9 protein-coding genes are annotated in these 17,187 nt (G+C 62.0%); 3 read left to right on the forward strand and 6 right to left on the reverse strand.

Going from position 1 to position 17,187, the window contains the following annotated elements:
• Positions 1-528: 528 nt before the first annotated feature.
• Positions 529-2,787, forward strand: coding sequence for a sialidase family protein (locus QQJ96_RS05125; protein WP_284330887.1), 2,259 nt, complete (start codon positions 529-531; stop codon positions 2,785-2,787).
• A gap of 62 nt (positions 2,788-2,849) precedes the next feature.
• Positions 2,850-4,223 (forward strand): glycoside hydrolase family 27 protein, encoded by a 1,374-nt coding sequence (locus QQJ96_RS05130; RefSeq protein ID WP_284330888.1) that lies wholly within the window; start codon positions 2,850-2,852, stop codon positions 4,221-4,223.
• A gap of 20 nt (positions 4,224-4,243) precedes the next feature.
• Here the strand turns inward: QQJ96_RS05130 and QQJ96_RS05135 are convergent, their stop codons facing one another.
• Together QQJ96_RS05135 and QQJ96_RS05140 are read right to left on the reverse strand one after the other, a co-directional pair.
• Complete coding sequence (locus tag QQJ96_RS05135; protein WP_284330889.1) at positions 4,244-5,515, reverse strand: MFS transporter; 1,272 nt, start codon at positions 5,513-5,515, stop codon at positions 4,244-4,246.
• Positions 5,516-5,565: 50 nt separating this feature from the next.
• Complete coding sequence (locus QQJ96_RS05140; protein ID WP_284330890.1) at positions 5,566-6,951, reverse strand: porin; 1,386 nt, start codon at positions 6,949-6,951, stop codon at positions 5,566-5,568.
• Between the two features lie 233 nt (positions 6,952-7,184).
• Here QQJ96_RS05140 and QQJ96_RS05145 point away from each other — a divergent pair, with 233 nt between their 5' ends.
• A complete protein-coding gene (locus tag QQJ96_RS05145) occupies positions 7,185-9,794 on the forward strand; it encodes a PAS-domain containing protein (RefSeq protein WP_284330891.1) in 2,610 nt (869 codons plus the stop codon).
• A gap of 54 nt (positions 9,795-9,848) precedes the next feature.
• Here the strand turns inward: QQJ96_RS05145 and QQJ96_RS05150 are convergent, their stop codons facing one another.
• The 4 genes from QQJ96_RS05150 to QQJ96_RS05165 form a co-directional block, all read right to left on the reverse strand.
• On the reverse strand, positions 9,849-10,505 hold the full coding sequence (locus tag QQJ96_RS05150; RefSeq protein WP_284330892.1) for a response regulator: 657 nt from the start codon (positions 10,503-10,505) through the stop codon (positions 9,849-9,851).
• Between the two features lie 95 nt (positions 10,506-10,600).
• Positions 10,601-13,126 carry a glycoside hydrolase family 3 C-terminal domain-containing protein gene (locus tag QQJ96_RS05155; protein ID WP_284330893.1) on the reverse strand — a complete coding sequence of 842 codons (2,526 nt, stop codon included), beginning with the start codon at positions 13,124-13,126 and terminating at the stop codon, positions 10,601-10,603.
• A gap of 47 nt (positions 13,127-13,173) precedes the next feature.
• Positions 13,174-14,709, reverse strand: a complete 1,536-nt coding sequence (locus QQJ96_RS05160; RefSeq protein ID WP_425605330.1) for a DUF5597 domain-containing protein — start codon at positions 14,707-14,709, stop codon at positions 13,174-13,176.
• A 178-nt stretch (positions 14,710-14,887) separates the two neighbouring features.
• On the reverse strand, positions 14,888-17,116 hold the full coding sequence (locus tag QQJ96_RS05165; RefSeq protein WP_284330895.1) for a WD40/YVTN/BNR-like repeat-containing protein: 2,229 nt from the start codon (positions 17,114-17,116) through the stop codon (positions 14,888-14,890).
• Positions 17,117-17,187: the final 71 nt, after the last annotated feature.

Here is a 17,187-nt window from a genome sequence, read left to right on the forward strand (position 1 = left end):
GCTTAGGTGATCAATATCGCAATAGAGGACGCCAAAGTTCGTGCAAACCGTTGCCCTGCTCGTCAGTTGGCACGCACTTGTGAACCAGGGCACAAAAGCAGGACGCCGCCGAACCGATAAAAAAATGGACGGCTGCGATGCCAACTTGCATATCGCGATCCGCCGCCCATCAAGGATGTCGCGTAGTCGGTCACACAACATCCACATTGCTGCTTTGCAGCTTCAATTTTCGCAAGCGCCACTGGCGTTGTTCGCAATGCCATCCGCGGCAGCTCAAACGATAGAGTTCGTCTCCACGGTTGTCGCGGCTCATGCAGCGCCACCCGTCAGGATAAAGCAAGCAAACCGAGTGGAACGCTCAGCAAATCTTCGCCCAGCATGGCGATGAGAGGTGGATGAAACTGTGCGGCATACGTGCCGCCGGCTTTGGTTAAGCGTGAGTCTTGTTGCTCAAACAACTCTGCGGTGCGCAACCGTCTGCTGAGCAGCGGAGAAACACCGCAAACGATCCAACCACCGAGGGGTACCATGAAGACACTTTTGCACCGGGCTGTCGCCCGGGGAATCCTTTACGGCGCACTTGCCGTGCTTCCGTTGTCGCCGGTTGCGTCATTTGCGCAAACCGCTCCGTCCTACACCTGGAACAACGTGCGCATCGTCGCCGGCGGTTATGTCGACGGCATCATTGCGCATCCCACGCAGCAAGGACTGTTCTATGCGCGTACCGATGTTGGCGGCGCCTACCGCTACAACGCCAGCACAGCGCAATGGGTGCCGTTGAACGATTGGACGCCGCCAGCCGATTCGCAGTGGATGGGTATCGAAAGCATCGCCATCGATCCCAACAATCCGAACATGCTTTACCTGGTGGCTGGCTTGTACACGCAGTCCTGGGGCGCCAGCGGCTCGATTCTCGTATCGTCCGACCAGGGCGCGCACTTCACTTCGTACCCGCTCAATTTCCGCGTCGGTGGCAATGAAAATGGACGCAACGTGGGCGAACGCTTGCAGGTGGACCCGAACAAGGGCTCGATCCTGTTCTACGGCACGTTCAACGATGCCTCGCAAGCCAGCAGCAACGGCTTGTGGACCAGCACCAACAGCGGCGCCAGCTGGTCCAAGGTGAGCGGCTTCAACGCGCTGTCCAGCGACGGCAGTGGCGCTGGAGTGGCTTTTGTCGCCTTCTACAAGCCCACCGGTGGCAAAAACTTGCCGACCAAGACCATCTTCGCCGGGGTATCCACCAGCACGGCAGCCTCGTCGCTATATAAAAGCACGGACGGCGGCGTGACCTGGGCGCCGGTTACCGGCGGCCCTGCTGCAGGCATGCTGCCGCAGCGGGGCATGATCGGCCCGGACGGCAACCTGTACATCACCTACGGCAACAACATCGGCCCCAACGGCATGACCGCCGGCCAGGTGTGGAAATACAGCATCGGCCTGAATACCTGGCAGAACATCACGCCGCCGGACAAATACAACTACGCGTCCGGCTTCAGCGGCCTGGCGGTGGATCCGGCCAAGCCCGGCACCGTGGTGGTGATGAGCATGGACCATTGGTGGCCGAGCGACACCATGTATCGCACCACCGACGGCGGTTCGAGCTGGACGGATGTAGGCGGCAGCGCCGTGCGTGATGCCAGTGTTTCGCCCTGGATCGTGCCACAAGGACAGACGCAGGCGCCGTTCGGCAACTGGGGCGAAGTGGTGATCGACCCCTACGATTCGGCGCACGCCATCTACGGCACTGGTGAAACCGTCTGGACCACCTCTGACCTCACCTCTGCCGACGCCGGGCAACCGACTCACTGGACTGTGGGCGCTAGCGGCATCGAGGAAACGGCCGTGCTTGCGATGATCTCGCCGACTTCCGGCGCGCCTTTGATAAGCGGCCTCGGCGACGTTTGCGGCTTCGTGCATGCCAGCCTAACCGCCGCACCCACGGCGCAGCTGAGCAACCCCGTTTGCGGCAATGGTACGGGCCTGGATTTTGCCAAGAGCACCCCCTCCACCGTCGTGCGCGTCGGCACCGGCGGCAACAATGTGTTCGGCTCCGTTTCCAGCGATGGCGGCAGCACCTGGACGGCGTTCGCCAACCAGGCCGGCTCCAGCAACGGTGGCGGCACGGTGGCGATTTCCGCGGACGGAGGCACCATCGTGTGGGCTCCCTCGGATGTAGCGCCGGTGGCATCCACCGATCACGGCACCACCTGGACGACGTTGACCTATCCTTCCAGCGGCGTCGCGACGAATCTACCCACCGCCGTACAAGTGTTGTCCGATGGCTCCAACGGCAATCTGTTCTACGCCTGGAACCAGGCTACGGGCACGTTTTTCAGCAGCTCCGACAAAGGCGTGACGTGGTATGCGTCAACCACATCCGGCCTACCGGTGCTCGCCTCTTGGCAGAGCAGCCAGGCAGCGACGGTTACCGGCGTGCAGGGAGACATCTGGCTCGCCACGCCATCGGGCCTGTATCGCAGCCAGAGTTCCGGCTGGGGCTGGAGCCAGGTCGACGCCTCTACCGTCACCGCAGCAACATCGATCGGTTTCGGCAAAGCAGCGCCTGGCACGTATTACCCGGCGATCTACCTCTCCGGCACGGTAGACGGCGTGGCCGGCCTGTTCCGCTCCACTGACGCGGGTGCAAGCTGGGTGCAGATCAACGACGCGCAGCACCAATGGGCTGGCGTATCGCGCGTAATAGGCGATCCACGCACATTTGGCACCGTGTATCTGAGTGCGGGTGGTGCGCGCGGGATTATTTACGGCACATCGTCCAATTGATGCGCCTGTCCCTCCCTCCCCTGCTTGCAGGGGAGGGTTATGCTCAAAAACGGAATGACTCCATGTCACCTTGGCTAAGAACAGCGCTGCTATTGCTCATCCTGCTCACCGCCGCAACGGCAGCCGACGCACAGGAGGTCGCCCCTACTCCTCCCATGGGCTGGAACAGCTGGGACTCTTACGGCCTCACCATCGACGAAGCCGACTTCAGGGCCAACGCCACGCAGCTCGCCAAGCTGCACGCCTATGGCTGGACCTACGCCGTGATCGATGAAGGCTGGTACATGGGCAACCCATCCGGTGACAAGTTGCAGCATCGCGACTACGCGATGGATGCGCATGGACTGCTGATTCCAGCATCGAAGCGCTTCCCCTCCTCCACCGATGGGCAAGGCTTCAAACCCATCGCCGACTGGGTACATGCGCAAGGCTTGAAGTTCGGCATCCATATCGTGCGTGGCATTCCCAAGCAGGCCGTCGAGGCGAATCTGCCGATTGCCGGTTCAAGCTTCCGCGCGCAGGACGCGGCCGATACCGTCGACACCTGCCCCTGGGACGACGGCGACTACGGCGTTCGCGACAACGCGGCAGGACAGGCCTACTACGACTCCATGCTGGCGCTGTATGCACGCTGGGGCGTGGATTTTCTCAAGGTCGATTGCATTGCCGATCACCCTTACCGGATCAGCGAGATTCGCCAGATCGCCACGGCGATCAAAAAGACCGGACGCCCGATCGTACTGAGCCTGTCACCGGGACCGACGCAGCCTGCGCACGCCACGGAGATTCGCCAATACGGGCAGATGTGGCGCATTTCCAACGACGTGTGGGATGGCTGGACATTCAAGCATGAACACCCCACCGACGATTTCCCCATGGGCTTGCGCGATATCTTCGATCGCCTGCCAGCATGGGCAGGACAAGCCCGCGATGGCCACTGGCCCGACGCCGACATGCTGCCGTTCGGCATGCTTGCACCGCATCCGGGTTTGGGTGAAGCACGCCATTCGCGCTTGACGCTGGATGAAGACCGCACGCAACTGAGCTTGCTTGCCATCGCACGTTCCCCGCTGATTTTGGGCGCCAATCTGACCAAGCTGGACGACGCTACGCGCGCCTTGATCACCAACAAGGATCTCATCGCGGTGGATCAACACAGCCACGGCAACCACCCGGTGGAACACCTGCCACCGGGCCTCGGCCCCATGCGCGTGTGGGTTGCCGATGGCGAAGCCGGTGAGCGTTATCTGGCCGTGTTCAATCTGGACGACAAGCCGGCATCCTTGGACGCAAGCTGGGAGCAGTTGGGCCTTGCCTCGGGCAAACATGCGGCGCGCGAGCTGTGGAGCGGCCATCGCCAGGAGGCGTCCGGCCGTTTGACGATCAGTTTGCCGGCCCATGGATGCCTGCTGTTTGCAGTAGGTCCTGCGCGGTAGCCAACCCCTGCCGCGCTCGCTCAGCTGCCGAGCGAGCGCGTGCCTTCATTCCAGCCTTCGTCCCGCAGCGAAGCCGGACCGGCCGCCGCCATCGCCACGCCTCGCGCTTCCGGCCCGAACGCCATCAACAAGATGAGCGCAACCGCCACGCCTGCGGCCACCAACAGCAGTGCATAGCCGTAATCCTGCCCATGCCGCTGCGCGATTTCCGCCTGCAGTACCGGATTGATCGCAGCCAGGAAATTGCCCAGTTGGTACACGAAGCCGGGGAAGGTGCCACGGATCGAAGCCGGCGACAGCTCATTCAAGTGCGCGGGCACAACACCCCATGCGCCTTGTACGCCAAACTGCATCGCAAACGCCGCCGCGCACAGCATGTACACATCCCGGCTATGCGACCACGGGTACACCGCCAACAACGCCAGCAGACAGGCCAGCATGATCGCGCGGCGCCGGCCGATCTTCTGGCTCAGCATGCCGAAGCACAGACCGCCCAGGATCGCCGCCACGTTGTAGACCAGTACGATGTTGGTCAGCGTGGCATGCGGCAGGCCCAACTGCTTGGCCAGGAACAGCTTGGGATAGATATCCTGCGTGCCGTGGGAAAAGAAATTGAATGCGGTCATCATGGCGATCGCGTAGATCGTCAACTTCGCATTCGCCTTCACGATCTCAAGCAGGGAAACTTTGGGGCGCTGCCGCATGACCTCGAAAGCCGGACTTTCATGGATCTTGGCGTTGATGAAGAACACCAGCAAGGCAGGTGCCGCGCCGACGAAAAACATGCCGCGCCATCCGAGGCTGGCGTAAAACAGCCCAAACAGCAGCGTCGCCAGAAAATAGCCCGCCGGATAGCCGGCCTGCAACAGTCCCGACACCCAGCCGCGCCAGCGTACCGGTATCGTCTCCATCACCAGTGAGCTGCCCACCCCCCACTCGCCACCCATGGCGATGCCGAACAAGGTGCGGATCACCAAGAACGATACGTACGACCACGCCAGGCCGCTGGCGAATTCGAACAACGAATACAGAACAATCACAAGCATCAGCGTCGGCTTGCGCCCGTAGCGATCCGCCATGCGGCCAAACACGAAAGCCCCCACTGCGCGCGAAGCCAGGGTCAGGGTAATCGCCAGCGTGATGCTGGTGATGCTCACGCCGAAAGTCTTGGCGACCTCATCGAAAGTGAAGATCAGGATGAAAAAGTCGAACGCGTCCAGGGTCCAGCCGAGGAAGGCGGCGATGACGGTGTTGCGCGCTCGCGTGAGGTCGATGTCTGCTGCGGAAGCCATGATTGTTCCTGCTGATTGCCGATACCAGGCAAGGGGTTTGCCGATAAAAGTTAAAACACGATCCTCACGCCCACGGTCGGATCGAACGAAGCACGCTGCAGATAACCGCTGCCCATGCCGTCGTAAACCTTGGACCACTGCACGCCGCCGTACACATCGAAGTGCCTGCCAAACCGTTGATCGAGCACCAGCGACAAGGCGTTGTAATGACCGCTGCATTGCGGCGAACTGGCATCCGAACAGCTCACTTTTGCGTAGCTGCCCTGCATCGCGCGGTAGTACGCACCGAAGAAGTCGAGCGAAGGCGTCACCGCATAGCGCAAGCCGACCCAGGCGACCTCCAGGATCTTCGGCCGTGGAAAGGCGCTATTGCTGGGAATGATGAAATAGCCGCCGATGGTCTGGCTGCCTATCGGCAGCGGCGAGGATGGATTGACGTAGCGAATATGTTCATAGGCGCCAAACAACTTTGCCCTGCCTGCATCGTATTCGCTCAGCAACGTGTAGGAGGTGTTGTCCGACACGGTGCCCGGCAGCGTCTTGTCGACTGGCAAGCCATACGTGGAAGAACCCGGCGTAGTCAGCGCCGCCACCTGCCCTGCAGTCAACGAGCCACCTACAGCAAGGGCGTCATGCTTGCGCGCCCAAATGCCGTCCACGGACCAGGGACCGTAAGTGATGCCCAGATCCAGCTGATAGGCGCTGCCGCGCGAACTGGAAAGCTCGCGCGCATTGCCGAACTGGTACATCACGCCGCCGTGGAATAGTCCCCGCTTGAGGGTATATTTGAGCGTACCGTCGAGCGCGCGGTCCTCTGTATCGCCGGTGCCGGCGGTGGCTCCGAAAAAGCCCACGTAGGAAAAGGCCAGCGAGCAGCTCAGCGGATCGTACTTGCATACGCCATCATTGAGCAGCGTTGGCTGACGACCGAAGCTGAGCGTGCCGTAATGCGGCGATTCGATGCCGACAAACGCCTTGCCGTTGAACGCCTGGCCGGCACGGCTCGAGTCGCCGTACGATTTCTGTTGCGCCAGCGGCACGCCATTGTTCCTCGCGATCGAACGCAGGCCATCGATCAGCGTCATCGATGCCGGCAGGAAACCGGTATCCAGCTGAAAAATTCCCCACCAGTCCGCCCCCAGCGGCTCGCGTCCCTTCACGCCGATGGTCGAAAGGCTCATGCCATTGGAAGCCAGCGACGTGTTCGGCTTGTTGCTGGCCTTGATCAGGAAGTTGTTCACGTTGGTGGCCGCCGCATCGCTGAATGCGCTGCCATGGCTTTGATAGGACACGCCGACGTCAACCGTGCCGTACAGCGTGATGCCGTACATCGTCAGGCTGTCTGCGGTGCCCGATTCGGTACCGGCCCAGGATGGTGAAGCGGCCAAGGCGCAGGCGATCGCCAATGCGCTGAGGGTGTGGCTTGCTTTGGACATGTGTAACGCTCTCCCCGGAATGAAGCAGGCTGGCCTCTTGCGCATCAGCCCTTATCGATCGTCCCCGGGGAACAGCATGCCGCCGTCCGGCATGGCGTTGAATAACACCATGCGGCTAATACCTTCCGGCTACCGTGCAGGCTGGGATGGCAATCCCGGCATCGGAACCTTGCAAGCGCTGGGATGGTCATCCCAGCCTACGCGGCACTGGCTTAGGAGTTAGCATGTCTTGCATGCCAAGGCCCTCCCCCAAAGCCCTGAAAATCAGCCTGCTGGCAGTGCTGATCGCAGTTGTTGCGATCAGCACCTGGGCGGCCGCCTGGTACACGGAACAGCGCTCGCTGGCGCAGCTTTCCGGACAAGCCCTGACCCAGTTGCAGATACGCGCGCTCGCCTTGCAGCGCCTGGTCGACCGCTACCGGGTACTGCCGACGGTGCTGGCGCTCGATCCGGAATTGCGCAACGCCCTTGCCGTCCCAGTCTCCTCCCTTGACATCCCTGCGCTCAATCGCAAGTTGACACGCGCCAACGGCGCCACCCATGTCTCCACCCTCACCCTGATCGACCGTCATGGCGTCGCCATCGCGGCCAGCAACTGGAATACATCTTCCAGCAACGTCGGGCTGGACTATGCGTTTCGCCCTTATTTCCAGCAGGCGATGCAGCACGATCGGGGTACGTTCTACGGCATCGGCATTTCCACCAACCTGCCCGGCTATTTCATCTCCGAAGCACTGCATGACGAGCAAGGCCAGCGCATCGGCGTGATCGTGATCAAAATTCCGTTGGACACGCTCGAGAAGGAATGGGGGAGCAACGGCGACACTGTGCTGTTGAGCGATACCAACGAAGTGGTGTTCCTCGGCAACCAGCCGGCGTGGATATACCGGCCGTTGACGCCGCTGGGCCCGAGCGCCGAATCCACGCTCGCGCGAACTCGCCAGTATGGCAACAGCCTGTTGCCGCCCGCATCGCTGCGTATTTTGTCTGCGCTTGCTGCGGGCGGGCAGCTGGTGCACGTCGCGCAACCGGGCACGCCGCATGACGTCGTCTGGCAGTCCATGACCCTACCCGCTCAGCAGTGGACCTTGCATCTGCTGCGCGATGCACGCCCGGCCCTCATCGCTGCCTACCGTACCGCGATCCTCACGCTGTGCATCTGGCTGTTGGCGACCTTGCTTGCGTTGTTCCTGCGACAGCGCTGGCGTGCTGCACAATTGCTCAAACGCAGCCGACGAGATCTGGAACGTCTGATCTCGCACTACGCCAGCGCCCTGCGTTCGGAAGAAGACAGCCTGGTGCACGCGGCACTGCAGGCCATGGCCGGCCACCCTGAAGTGTTGGAACGCCTGCCGCAAGGCGTCAGCGTGATCGACTCGCAACTGCGCCTGGTGGCCTGGAATGCCAGGTACGCTGAGCTGTTCGGCTATCCGGATTCGCTGCTGCAAGCGGGCCATCCGGTGGAGGAGCTGTTCCGCTACAACGCCAGGCACGGCCTGCTCGGACCCGGCGACGTCGAAGATGCGATCCAGCGCCGTCTCAACTACCTGCGCCGGGGCAGTCCACATATGGTCGAGCGTGAACGTCCTGACGGCGTGCTGCTGGAGATACGCGGCAGGCCGCTGCCGGGAGGCGGTTTCGTCACCAGCTACGCGGATATCTCCCTGTACAAGGAAGCCGCCCGCGAGCTGCGCACATTGACCAGCACGCTGGAGGAGCGCATCGAAAAAAGCACGCAGGATCTGCGTGCCGCGAAAGCGGAAGCCGAGCGGGCCAATCGCAACAAGACGCGCTATGTCGCCGCTGCCGTGCACGATCTGCTGCAACCCTTGAATGCAGCCCGGCTGTTCGCCGGCTCTCTGCAGCAATCCGATGCCGCAAAGGCCGGCGTGGCGGAAAGAATCGAGCGCTCCCTGCAGGCGCTGGACAGCCAACTGACGAGCATGCTCGACCTGGCTCGCCTGGACGCGGGAGCGATCACGCCGGATATCGGGGCGTTTGCGCTGGGACCATTGCTGCAGGAAATCGCCGGCCAGTTCCGTAGCATGGCGCAAGCGAAGGGCTTGCAGCTGTCCTTCGTCGATACCTCAACTTGGGTGCGCAGCAATCGAGCACTGTTGCAGCGCGCCGTACAGAATTTCCTCTCCAATGCCCTGCACTACACCACGCAAGGACGTATCCTGCTCGGCTGCCGCCGGGTGGGAGCTGCGATACGGATTGAAGTGTGGGATACCGGCATCGGCATTCCGGAAGACCGGCACGAAATCATTTTTCAGGAGTTCCGTCGCCTAGATACCGCGGTCGAAGCGGACGAACGCAGTGCAGGCCTTGGCCTTGCCATCGTCAAGCGCATTGCTCATTTGCTCGATCACCCCCTGCTGGTGCGCTCGTGGCCCGGTAGGGGGAGCGTATTCGGCATCACGCTGGAACGGACACCGCCACCCGCGCCGAGCACGCAGGTGGAGGCTGACGGCAGCAGCGATTCCCTGCTGAAGAGCCGGACCATCTGGCTGATCCATGAGAACAACCATCTACGTCAGAAAGTGGCAGCGCTGCTGCAAGGCTGGGGTTGCGAGGTGTTGGAGTGGGCCAAGGCCGATGAAGCCCTGATTCCCGGATCGGCCGTTCCCGACCTGATGGTGGTGGGTGGGCAATGGGAGCCGATCCTGGCGCTGCTCAAACTGCGCCAGGAAAGACGCAAGCCGCCGATCGTCGCCTTGCTCGGCAAGGACGAAGCCGGGCTGGCTGATGTCTTGCGGCAGGCCGGCGTGCACACCACCAAGCTTCCACTGTCGCCAGCTCGCTTACGCGCGATGATGACGCAGCTGCTGCTGGGTACGTAGGCTGGGATGCCAATCCCAGCATCTGGAGCAAGCTGGGATTGGCATCCCAGCCTACTAGGTGTCCTCGCTGCCGCCCTCATCCAGGTCCAACGATTTCGCCAGCACGGCCGCCTGCGTACGCGAGCGGCAGTCGAGCTTGGACAGCACCGCCGTTACGTGGATTTTCACGGTGTTCTCGGCCAGTCCAAGGCGATCGGCAATTTGCTTGTTGAGCAAGCCTTCCGCCATCAGCATCAGGACCCGGAACTGCTGCGGCGTCAGCTGTGCGAAGCGTGCGGCAAGCGCCGCATCCTGCTCGCTACGTTCCGCTCGCGTGGATTCGAACCATAGCCCACCGTCCAGCACTCGCTGCACGGCCTTGTTCAAGTCTTCAACGGGTGCCGCCTTGGGCACGAAACCTGCTGCGCCGAACTGCTGAGCGCGGCGCACGGTGCGGGGGCGATCGTCGGAAGAAATGACAATCACCGGCACATCGGGCCGCTCGGCACGCAGCCATAGCAGGGAGGAGAAGCCGATGGCCCCCGGCATCATCAGGTCCAGCAAGACCAGGTCGATATCGTGCGCGGCGGCGAGGCAGGCTTCGAGCGTGCTCTGGCTGGAGGCCTCCCGCACCCGGCATTCGTTCATCGCCGTTTGCAAAGCGTGCACGATCGCCGCGCGCAACATCGGGTGGTCGTCGGCAACCAGGATGGAGACGGGAGTTTCGCTCATGGATGTGCGGCCACGGTATTGTAGGCTGGGATGATAGACCCAGCCTACGATACCGCGAAGCCGGGATGGCCATCCCAGCCTACGGTTCGCGCGTTCTAGTGCTGCAACGTCAGCGACGCTTCCAGCGGCGTGTCATTGGAAGCATCGCCTACGTAGACCTTGAACAAGCCGGGATCGACCTGCCAATCGTGATGGCCAACGTCGTAATAGGCGAACGCCCGGCGATCCAGCAGCAAGCTGACGTGCTGCGTCTGGCCGGGCTTCAGGCGCAGTTTGCGAAAGGCCTTCAACTCGCGCGCCGGCCGCGCCACCTTGGCGGATGGATCGCCCACATAGACTTGCGCCACCTCGGCGCCTTCGCGTTTGCCGGTGTTGCGCACGTCGAACGACACCTGTACCTGATCCGGCGCGACGGTGCTCGTCTTGAGATTCGCAAAGCGGAAGCTGGTGTACGACAGGCCATAGCCAAACGAGAACAAGGGTTGCGCCTTGTCCAGGTGACTGGTAAACCCGCGATAGCCCAGGAACACCCCTTCGCCATAGGTGACAGTAGGATTCGTGCCCGCCGGATGCGCTGGCGCGTCGTACCAGTCGTGCGTCGGATTGTCGGCCCACTGCCGTTCGAAACTGATCGGCAGCTTGCCTTCGGGCGAATGTTCGCCGAACAACACTTGCGCGATCGCCGTACCGCCCTCCTGCCCCGGGTACCAGTTCTGCAGCAGTGCCGGCACCTTATCGAGCCAGCCGTCGGTGGCGTAAGCGCCGCCCGAGGTAACGCTGACCACAGTCTTGGGGTTGATCGCGGCCATCGCCTCGATCAAGGCTTCCTGGCCCCAAGGCAGTTGGAAGGTGCGATCGTAGGCTTCGCTTTCGGAGCTGGGATCGAATCCCACCGCTACCACCGCTGCGTCGGCCAGCGCGGCCATCTTCTTCGCGTCGGCGGAAATCAGCTCGTCGATGGCGACCACACCCAAGCCCATGCGGCTGTAATCGACATCGGGCCGGTAATCGAGCCGAATCGATACTGGCTGGTTCGCGTGCAACGCCAGCGTGGCGTACAACGGTGCCTGCCCTTCGCGATGCGGCTGCGTGATGACGGGTTTACCGTCAACGTACAGCGTGTACGTGTCTTCGCTCGCCGCCGCCGTGAGGAACAAGTATTTGCCGTCGTGCTTGGGTACAAAGTTTCCGCTCCAGCGTATGCTCTGCCGCTGAGTGGCGTGCTCGGTCCAAAGCTCCGGCTTCCACAAGTCGACCTGTGCATCCACCGTGCTGGTGGCGGGCTTGCCCTGGAACGCATCGTTGGCGAAAGTCTCTTTGAGCAGACCCGGTTTGCCATCCGGCGTACTGAAGGTCGATTTCTTGAATATTTCCATCGCCGACGGCAGGCCGCGGCTGTACAGCACCTTCACCTTGCCGGCGCCCAGATGGGTGATGCCGGTCAATACGCTTTGCGCCTGAAAAGTGTCGACGTGCGAACTGCCGCCTGCGCTGCTGATGGCTGGATCGGCATCCGGACCGATTACAGCGATGGTCTTTATGCTCGCGTCAAAGGGCAGCACATGGTGGTCGTTCTTCAGCAGCACCAGGCTTTCAAGAGCATCGTTCAACGCCACCTGGTCGTTCTGCAGGCTGTATAGCGGCAAGTTCACATCTTTCTGCGGCCGGTCAAGAAAGCCAAAGCGTACGGCCGTGCGCAGGATGCGACGTACCTTGTCGTCCAGCATCGCCGACGAGAGCTGGCCGCTGCGCAGGTGGCTCACGATCAGCTCCGGCGTCATTGCCTCCGCCGCCGGCATTTCCAGGTCGAGCCCGGCCCGGAAGGCTTTCAGGCCATCGTGCGTGGCGCCCCAGTCGGACATGAAGATGCCGTCGAAACCCCAATCCTTCTTCAGGATGTCGTAGCTGATCGTGCGGTTTTCCGCCAGGTAATCGCCATTGACCAGGTTGTAGCTGCTCATCACCGCGCCGACGTGGCCTTGCTTGACCGCCATCTCGAAGGCCGGCAGGTAGATCTCGCGCAGCGTGCGTTCGTCGATGTGCGTATCCAGGTGCCGACGGTCGTATTCGGAATTGTTGGCGACAAAGTGCTTCACGGTCGCCACTACCCCCTGGCTTTGCACACCTTCGATCAAGCCCACCGCCATGCTGCCCGCCAGCAGCGGGTCTTCACCAAAATATTCCATGTTGCGGCCGTTTTGCGGCGCGCGGTACATGTTCACGCCCGGGCCCAGCAGAAAGCTGACACCGCGCGCACGTGCGTCCCGTCCCATCGCCGCGCCAACGTCCTTGGCCAAGGCCGGGTCCCACGATGCGGCCAGGCCGATGCCGGCCGCATAAGCGGTCGAAGGGCCGACGGCACGCACACCATAAGGACCATCGGACATGCTGAGCGCCGGCAGGCCGATGTTCGGCTCGGCATGGGTGAAGAAGTTGTCCACCCCGCCGAGCAGTTCCACTTTTTGCTCCAGGCTGAGCTTGGCGAGCATGGCGTCGACGCGTTGCTCGACGGCCGGAGTGTCGGCGGCGGGGGTCGCGATGGTGTCGGCATACGCAGCGCCGCATACGCCAAGCGCAACCCACAGCGAAAGCGTCAGGTGTTTCAAAAACCGGTTGTGCATGACGCAGATTTTTCCTTGTACTGAAGCTTGAGTCGCGAGTGTTCTTGTCAATACGTCGCTAACTTCACATGCAGCACCTGCGGCCGCTCGGTGAAATTTAGCCCCCAATCGGTCTGGTCGCCATTCCACAGCCGCATGAAATGCCAGTGGCCCTGTTCGTCATAGCGACCCTCTTCCACGCGCTCCAGCATGAAGTGCTCATGCTCCTTGGCTTTGCCGCGCATGAAATCAACGCGAGCGAAATAGCCGGTGACCAGGTATTCGTTCTTGCCCAGCTCGGCGATCACCACCCCGCCCTTCGGCGGTGTGTTGCCGGGCGCAGAGGTGCTGCTTCCGAACGATGGTAGACCATAGGAAACCGTGGCGCGCCAGTCACCCATATCCAGCACTTGGGCGTGCTCATGCTCCGGCTCGGCAACGCCCCACACCTTGCCGGCAAAACTCAGCTTCGCGATCAATTCGCCCATCGGCCGCAACAAGCGGTTGGTCATCGCGAACGGCTCGAAAGCTTCCGCATCCGTGGTCTTCGAACCGAGCGGCCAGTTGGAATAGCCTGTGTAGTCGATGCCGAACGGCGCAAAGCCCAGGCCCTGCTTGCCCAGTGTGGCGAAGATGTAGCGCGCGTAGGGCTGATCGTTGCCGGTTTCGGTGACGATCAACGGGTTGTCAGGCCGTGCATAGCGATCGAGCACGGTGGTGTAGTAGTCGTACTCGCGGTGGTAGATGTCCGGCCCCAGCAAATCCAAGGCAGGCGCTGCGGCTTTCCAGATGAACATCACGTTGTCGGTGGGGCCACCGCTCGCGTAGGCGCCCGGGGGACCGGGATGGAACGGATCTCGCAATGACGCGTTTGCGTACATCGGCAGCGGATACACCGCTTTGCCCGCAGCGGCCACTTGGCCGATGAAATGAGCAACCTGCCACGCCTGGAAATATTCGGCTGCATCATGGCCAAATACCTGGCTCCACGTACCCGCTTGCTTGTTCGCCGCCTTCAGCAGCGCGGTAGGCACCTGCCCGGCGAACGCCTGATTGGCGGCCGGCGAATAGTCGCGATCCGTACCGTAAGTACCCGATTCATTTTCCACTTGCACCATGATGGTGGTGTGTTGCGTACCATCGACCTGGCGCAGATGCGTCATGAATTGCACGAAGGCCTTGCGGTCCGCCTCCAGCGTGGCCGCGTTGAGCGGCGACAGCGAATGATCCACTTGCTTGCCGTCACGCCCTATCACACGGGGAAAACGCCGGTTGCCCAGCTTCACCCAGGAAGGTGTGTAGTTGGGCCCATTGTTCTTCCAGGTACCGAACCACAGCAGCACCAGGCGAACCTTGTGCTCGCGCGCCTGAGTGAGCAATGTGTCGAGAAAGCTGAAATCGAAATGGCCTTCGGTGGGCTCGATCTGCTCCCAGGCGATCGGCACCATCACCGTGTTGGCATCAACGTGATCGATAGCGGGCCAAACTTGATCCAGCACGCCCGGCCAGTTGCTGGAGTTGTTGACCTGGGCACCCAGCAGCAGGAACGGCTTACCGTCGACCAATAAGACATGGCGCCCGTCTTTGGTGAGGATGTGCGGCATATCCTCGGGGGTTTCGGCTCCCGATGAAGGCATGGCCAGGCCGATACTGAACAGGGCGGCGAGAATCAGCCAGAGGGACATGACCCGACGGCGCAATGTAGCTTGCATAGAAATCACCATAGTGGCGCCAAACCAAGCCCCCTCTCCCTTTCGCAGAGAGGGGACGGATATCGCATGCTCATGGCTGCGCCGCATCGGCCGGATCGCCATAAAACAGCCCTCGTCCGCTGGTCGCAAAATACACACGCCCGAACACGCGCGGATCACCCGTAACCAGCCGCTCGCCACCATAGCGATGCGCATCGTCATCGATACGCAGCCAATGAGCACCCGCATCGGTCGAGCGATAAAGCCCATAAATCCCGGCATATTCACCAGCCGCGAACACCGTGGGCAAGGAACTGCCCGGCGCCGGCTTGCCGAAACCAAAATCGCGCGCGTCGGCCAATCCACCCAGTTGCGTCAAAGCGCTGCCATCGTCCTTCGCACGCAACAAACCAAGGCCAAGGCCGCTGACGTACACCACGCCGGCCGCATCAGGCGCCGCGCGCATCTCAACCACGTAGGCTTGCTTCACCCGCTCACCCAAGGCACCTGCCATTGGCTTAAAGTGCTCACCACCATCGCGGCTGACGAAAACCTGCCGTGCCTTGCCGTCATAAGCGTAAAAGCGCCTCGGGTCGACACGATCGCTCAATACGCGCGCGCGCGACGATAGACCCTGGACGGGAATCCATCGTTTGCCGAAGTCATGCGTGACATAAGCGTTGGGCGCCTCTTCCGGAAACCACAGTACCGCCGAACCGTCGGCGGCAACGGCGATAGTGCCCGCCGCCTGCCCTACCTGTGCGGGTTCGCTGGCAAAGGCTTGCCAGTGCTCGCCACCATCGCGCGAATACGCGACGCGGATCGCCGGGTCGAACGGCTTTCGCAAGCGGCCGCTACGCACGATCAAGGCGGGTTTGGCGGCAGCAAAATCGATGCTTTCCGTGTTGGCGTAACGCGGCGGCGCGGTGAATTGCAATTGCGCCACGGCCAAATGGTCATGCTTGTAACCGTCGAGATCGCCGAGCGCACTCAACAGATGCGCACCTTGCGGGGGGCTGACCAGATCCAGCGCCACGGTTTCCTCCAGGCCGTGATCCTGGAATTGCCAGTGCACGCTGCCACCGTGATCGGCCTGGCGCATATCCGTGGACATCCACACGCCGTAGCCAGTGACGAACCATACGCGATCCGCATCGTGCGGATCGATGGCGATCGAAGCAAGCCAGTGCGGCGTATGCTCGCGCGTCCATACCGGATCGCTGTAGTCGAACTGCGAGCGCGCGAAAATTTCCTGCCAGTGATGACCGCCGTCGGTGCTGCGAAACAATTCGTCTTTCGGGTTGTAATGCGCGAACGTGGCAGTCATCACCACGTTCGGGTCGCGCGGATCCACCGCAATCGCCCCCCAACCATAACCGCTCGGTGTGCCTACGACGTGCGGCAGTGGCGTAACGTCCGTCCAGCGCTGCACAGCGGGTTCATATTTCCACACCGCTCCGTCGTGCATGGTGTCCGGACCAGGCTCATCGCCATAGCTCAGGTAATAGGAACCATCGCCCGCGCGCACCATGTGATTGGGCCGCAGGCCAACGGGCTGTCCGGATACGGCATTCCAAGTACGTCCACCGTCAGTCGACCGAAACAGACTGGTTTCCCGAGTGGAAACACCGGCGTAAAGCACGTTGGACGGTTTGCCTGCCGCACTGCCGGCCGGATCGAACACCACGAACACGATGCCGACCGCTTGCGAGCGCGTATGCGTCTTTGCACTGGCCGAAGAGGAGGTGGCGACGGCAGGAAAGCTAGCCACCTTGTTCCAATGCGAACCGTAATCGTCACTGCGCCACAAGCCCGCATCGCGCGAGCCGAGGAAGAGGATGCGCCCGTCATGGGGATCCACCGCCAACCGCTCACCGTCGCCCCGCCCCAGTTCATTGCCACCCGCCTTGAACGGCAGGTCGGCGCGCTGGAAGCGCGTGCCGCGATCGGTTGAGCGCATCACGGCTGCATAGCCGGAACGAGGCTCGTTGTAAGTGCCCGAGAGCAGATAGACACGATTGGCGTCACTCGGATCTATGGCAATGCTGTCGATGCCGAGCAGATTGTTGTCCGCCGCACTCACCCAGTCGGTGATCGCCGTCCAGTGCATGGTGGACTGATCCCAGCGATAGGCGCCACCGACGTCAGTGCGTGCATAGAGCAGACCTTGTGCCGTGGGATGGTAGATCAGCCCGCTGACGAAACCGCCGCCGCCGATGTCGACGCTGGTGAAGTGGTAAGGAACCGTGGCCGGTTGACTGGCGTGAACACTCAGCGTGAGGAACAAAGAGCAGGCAATAACACTGATGTTTCTGAACATGCCTAAGAAATTCCTGCTCGCCTTGCCGTCATTCCGGCGGGAGCCCAAATGACCGGCTGCGGGTGAGCAGG

This window comes from Dyella flagellata, from assembly GCF_030160275.1.
GTDB classification, from domain to species: Bacteria; Pseudomonadota; Gammaproteobacteria; order Xanthomonadales; family Rhodanobacteraceae; genus Dyella_B; species Dyella_B flagellata.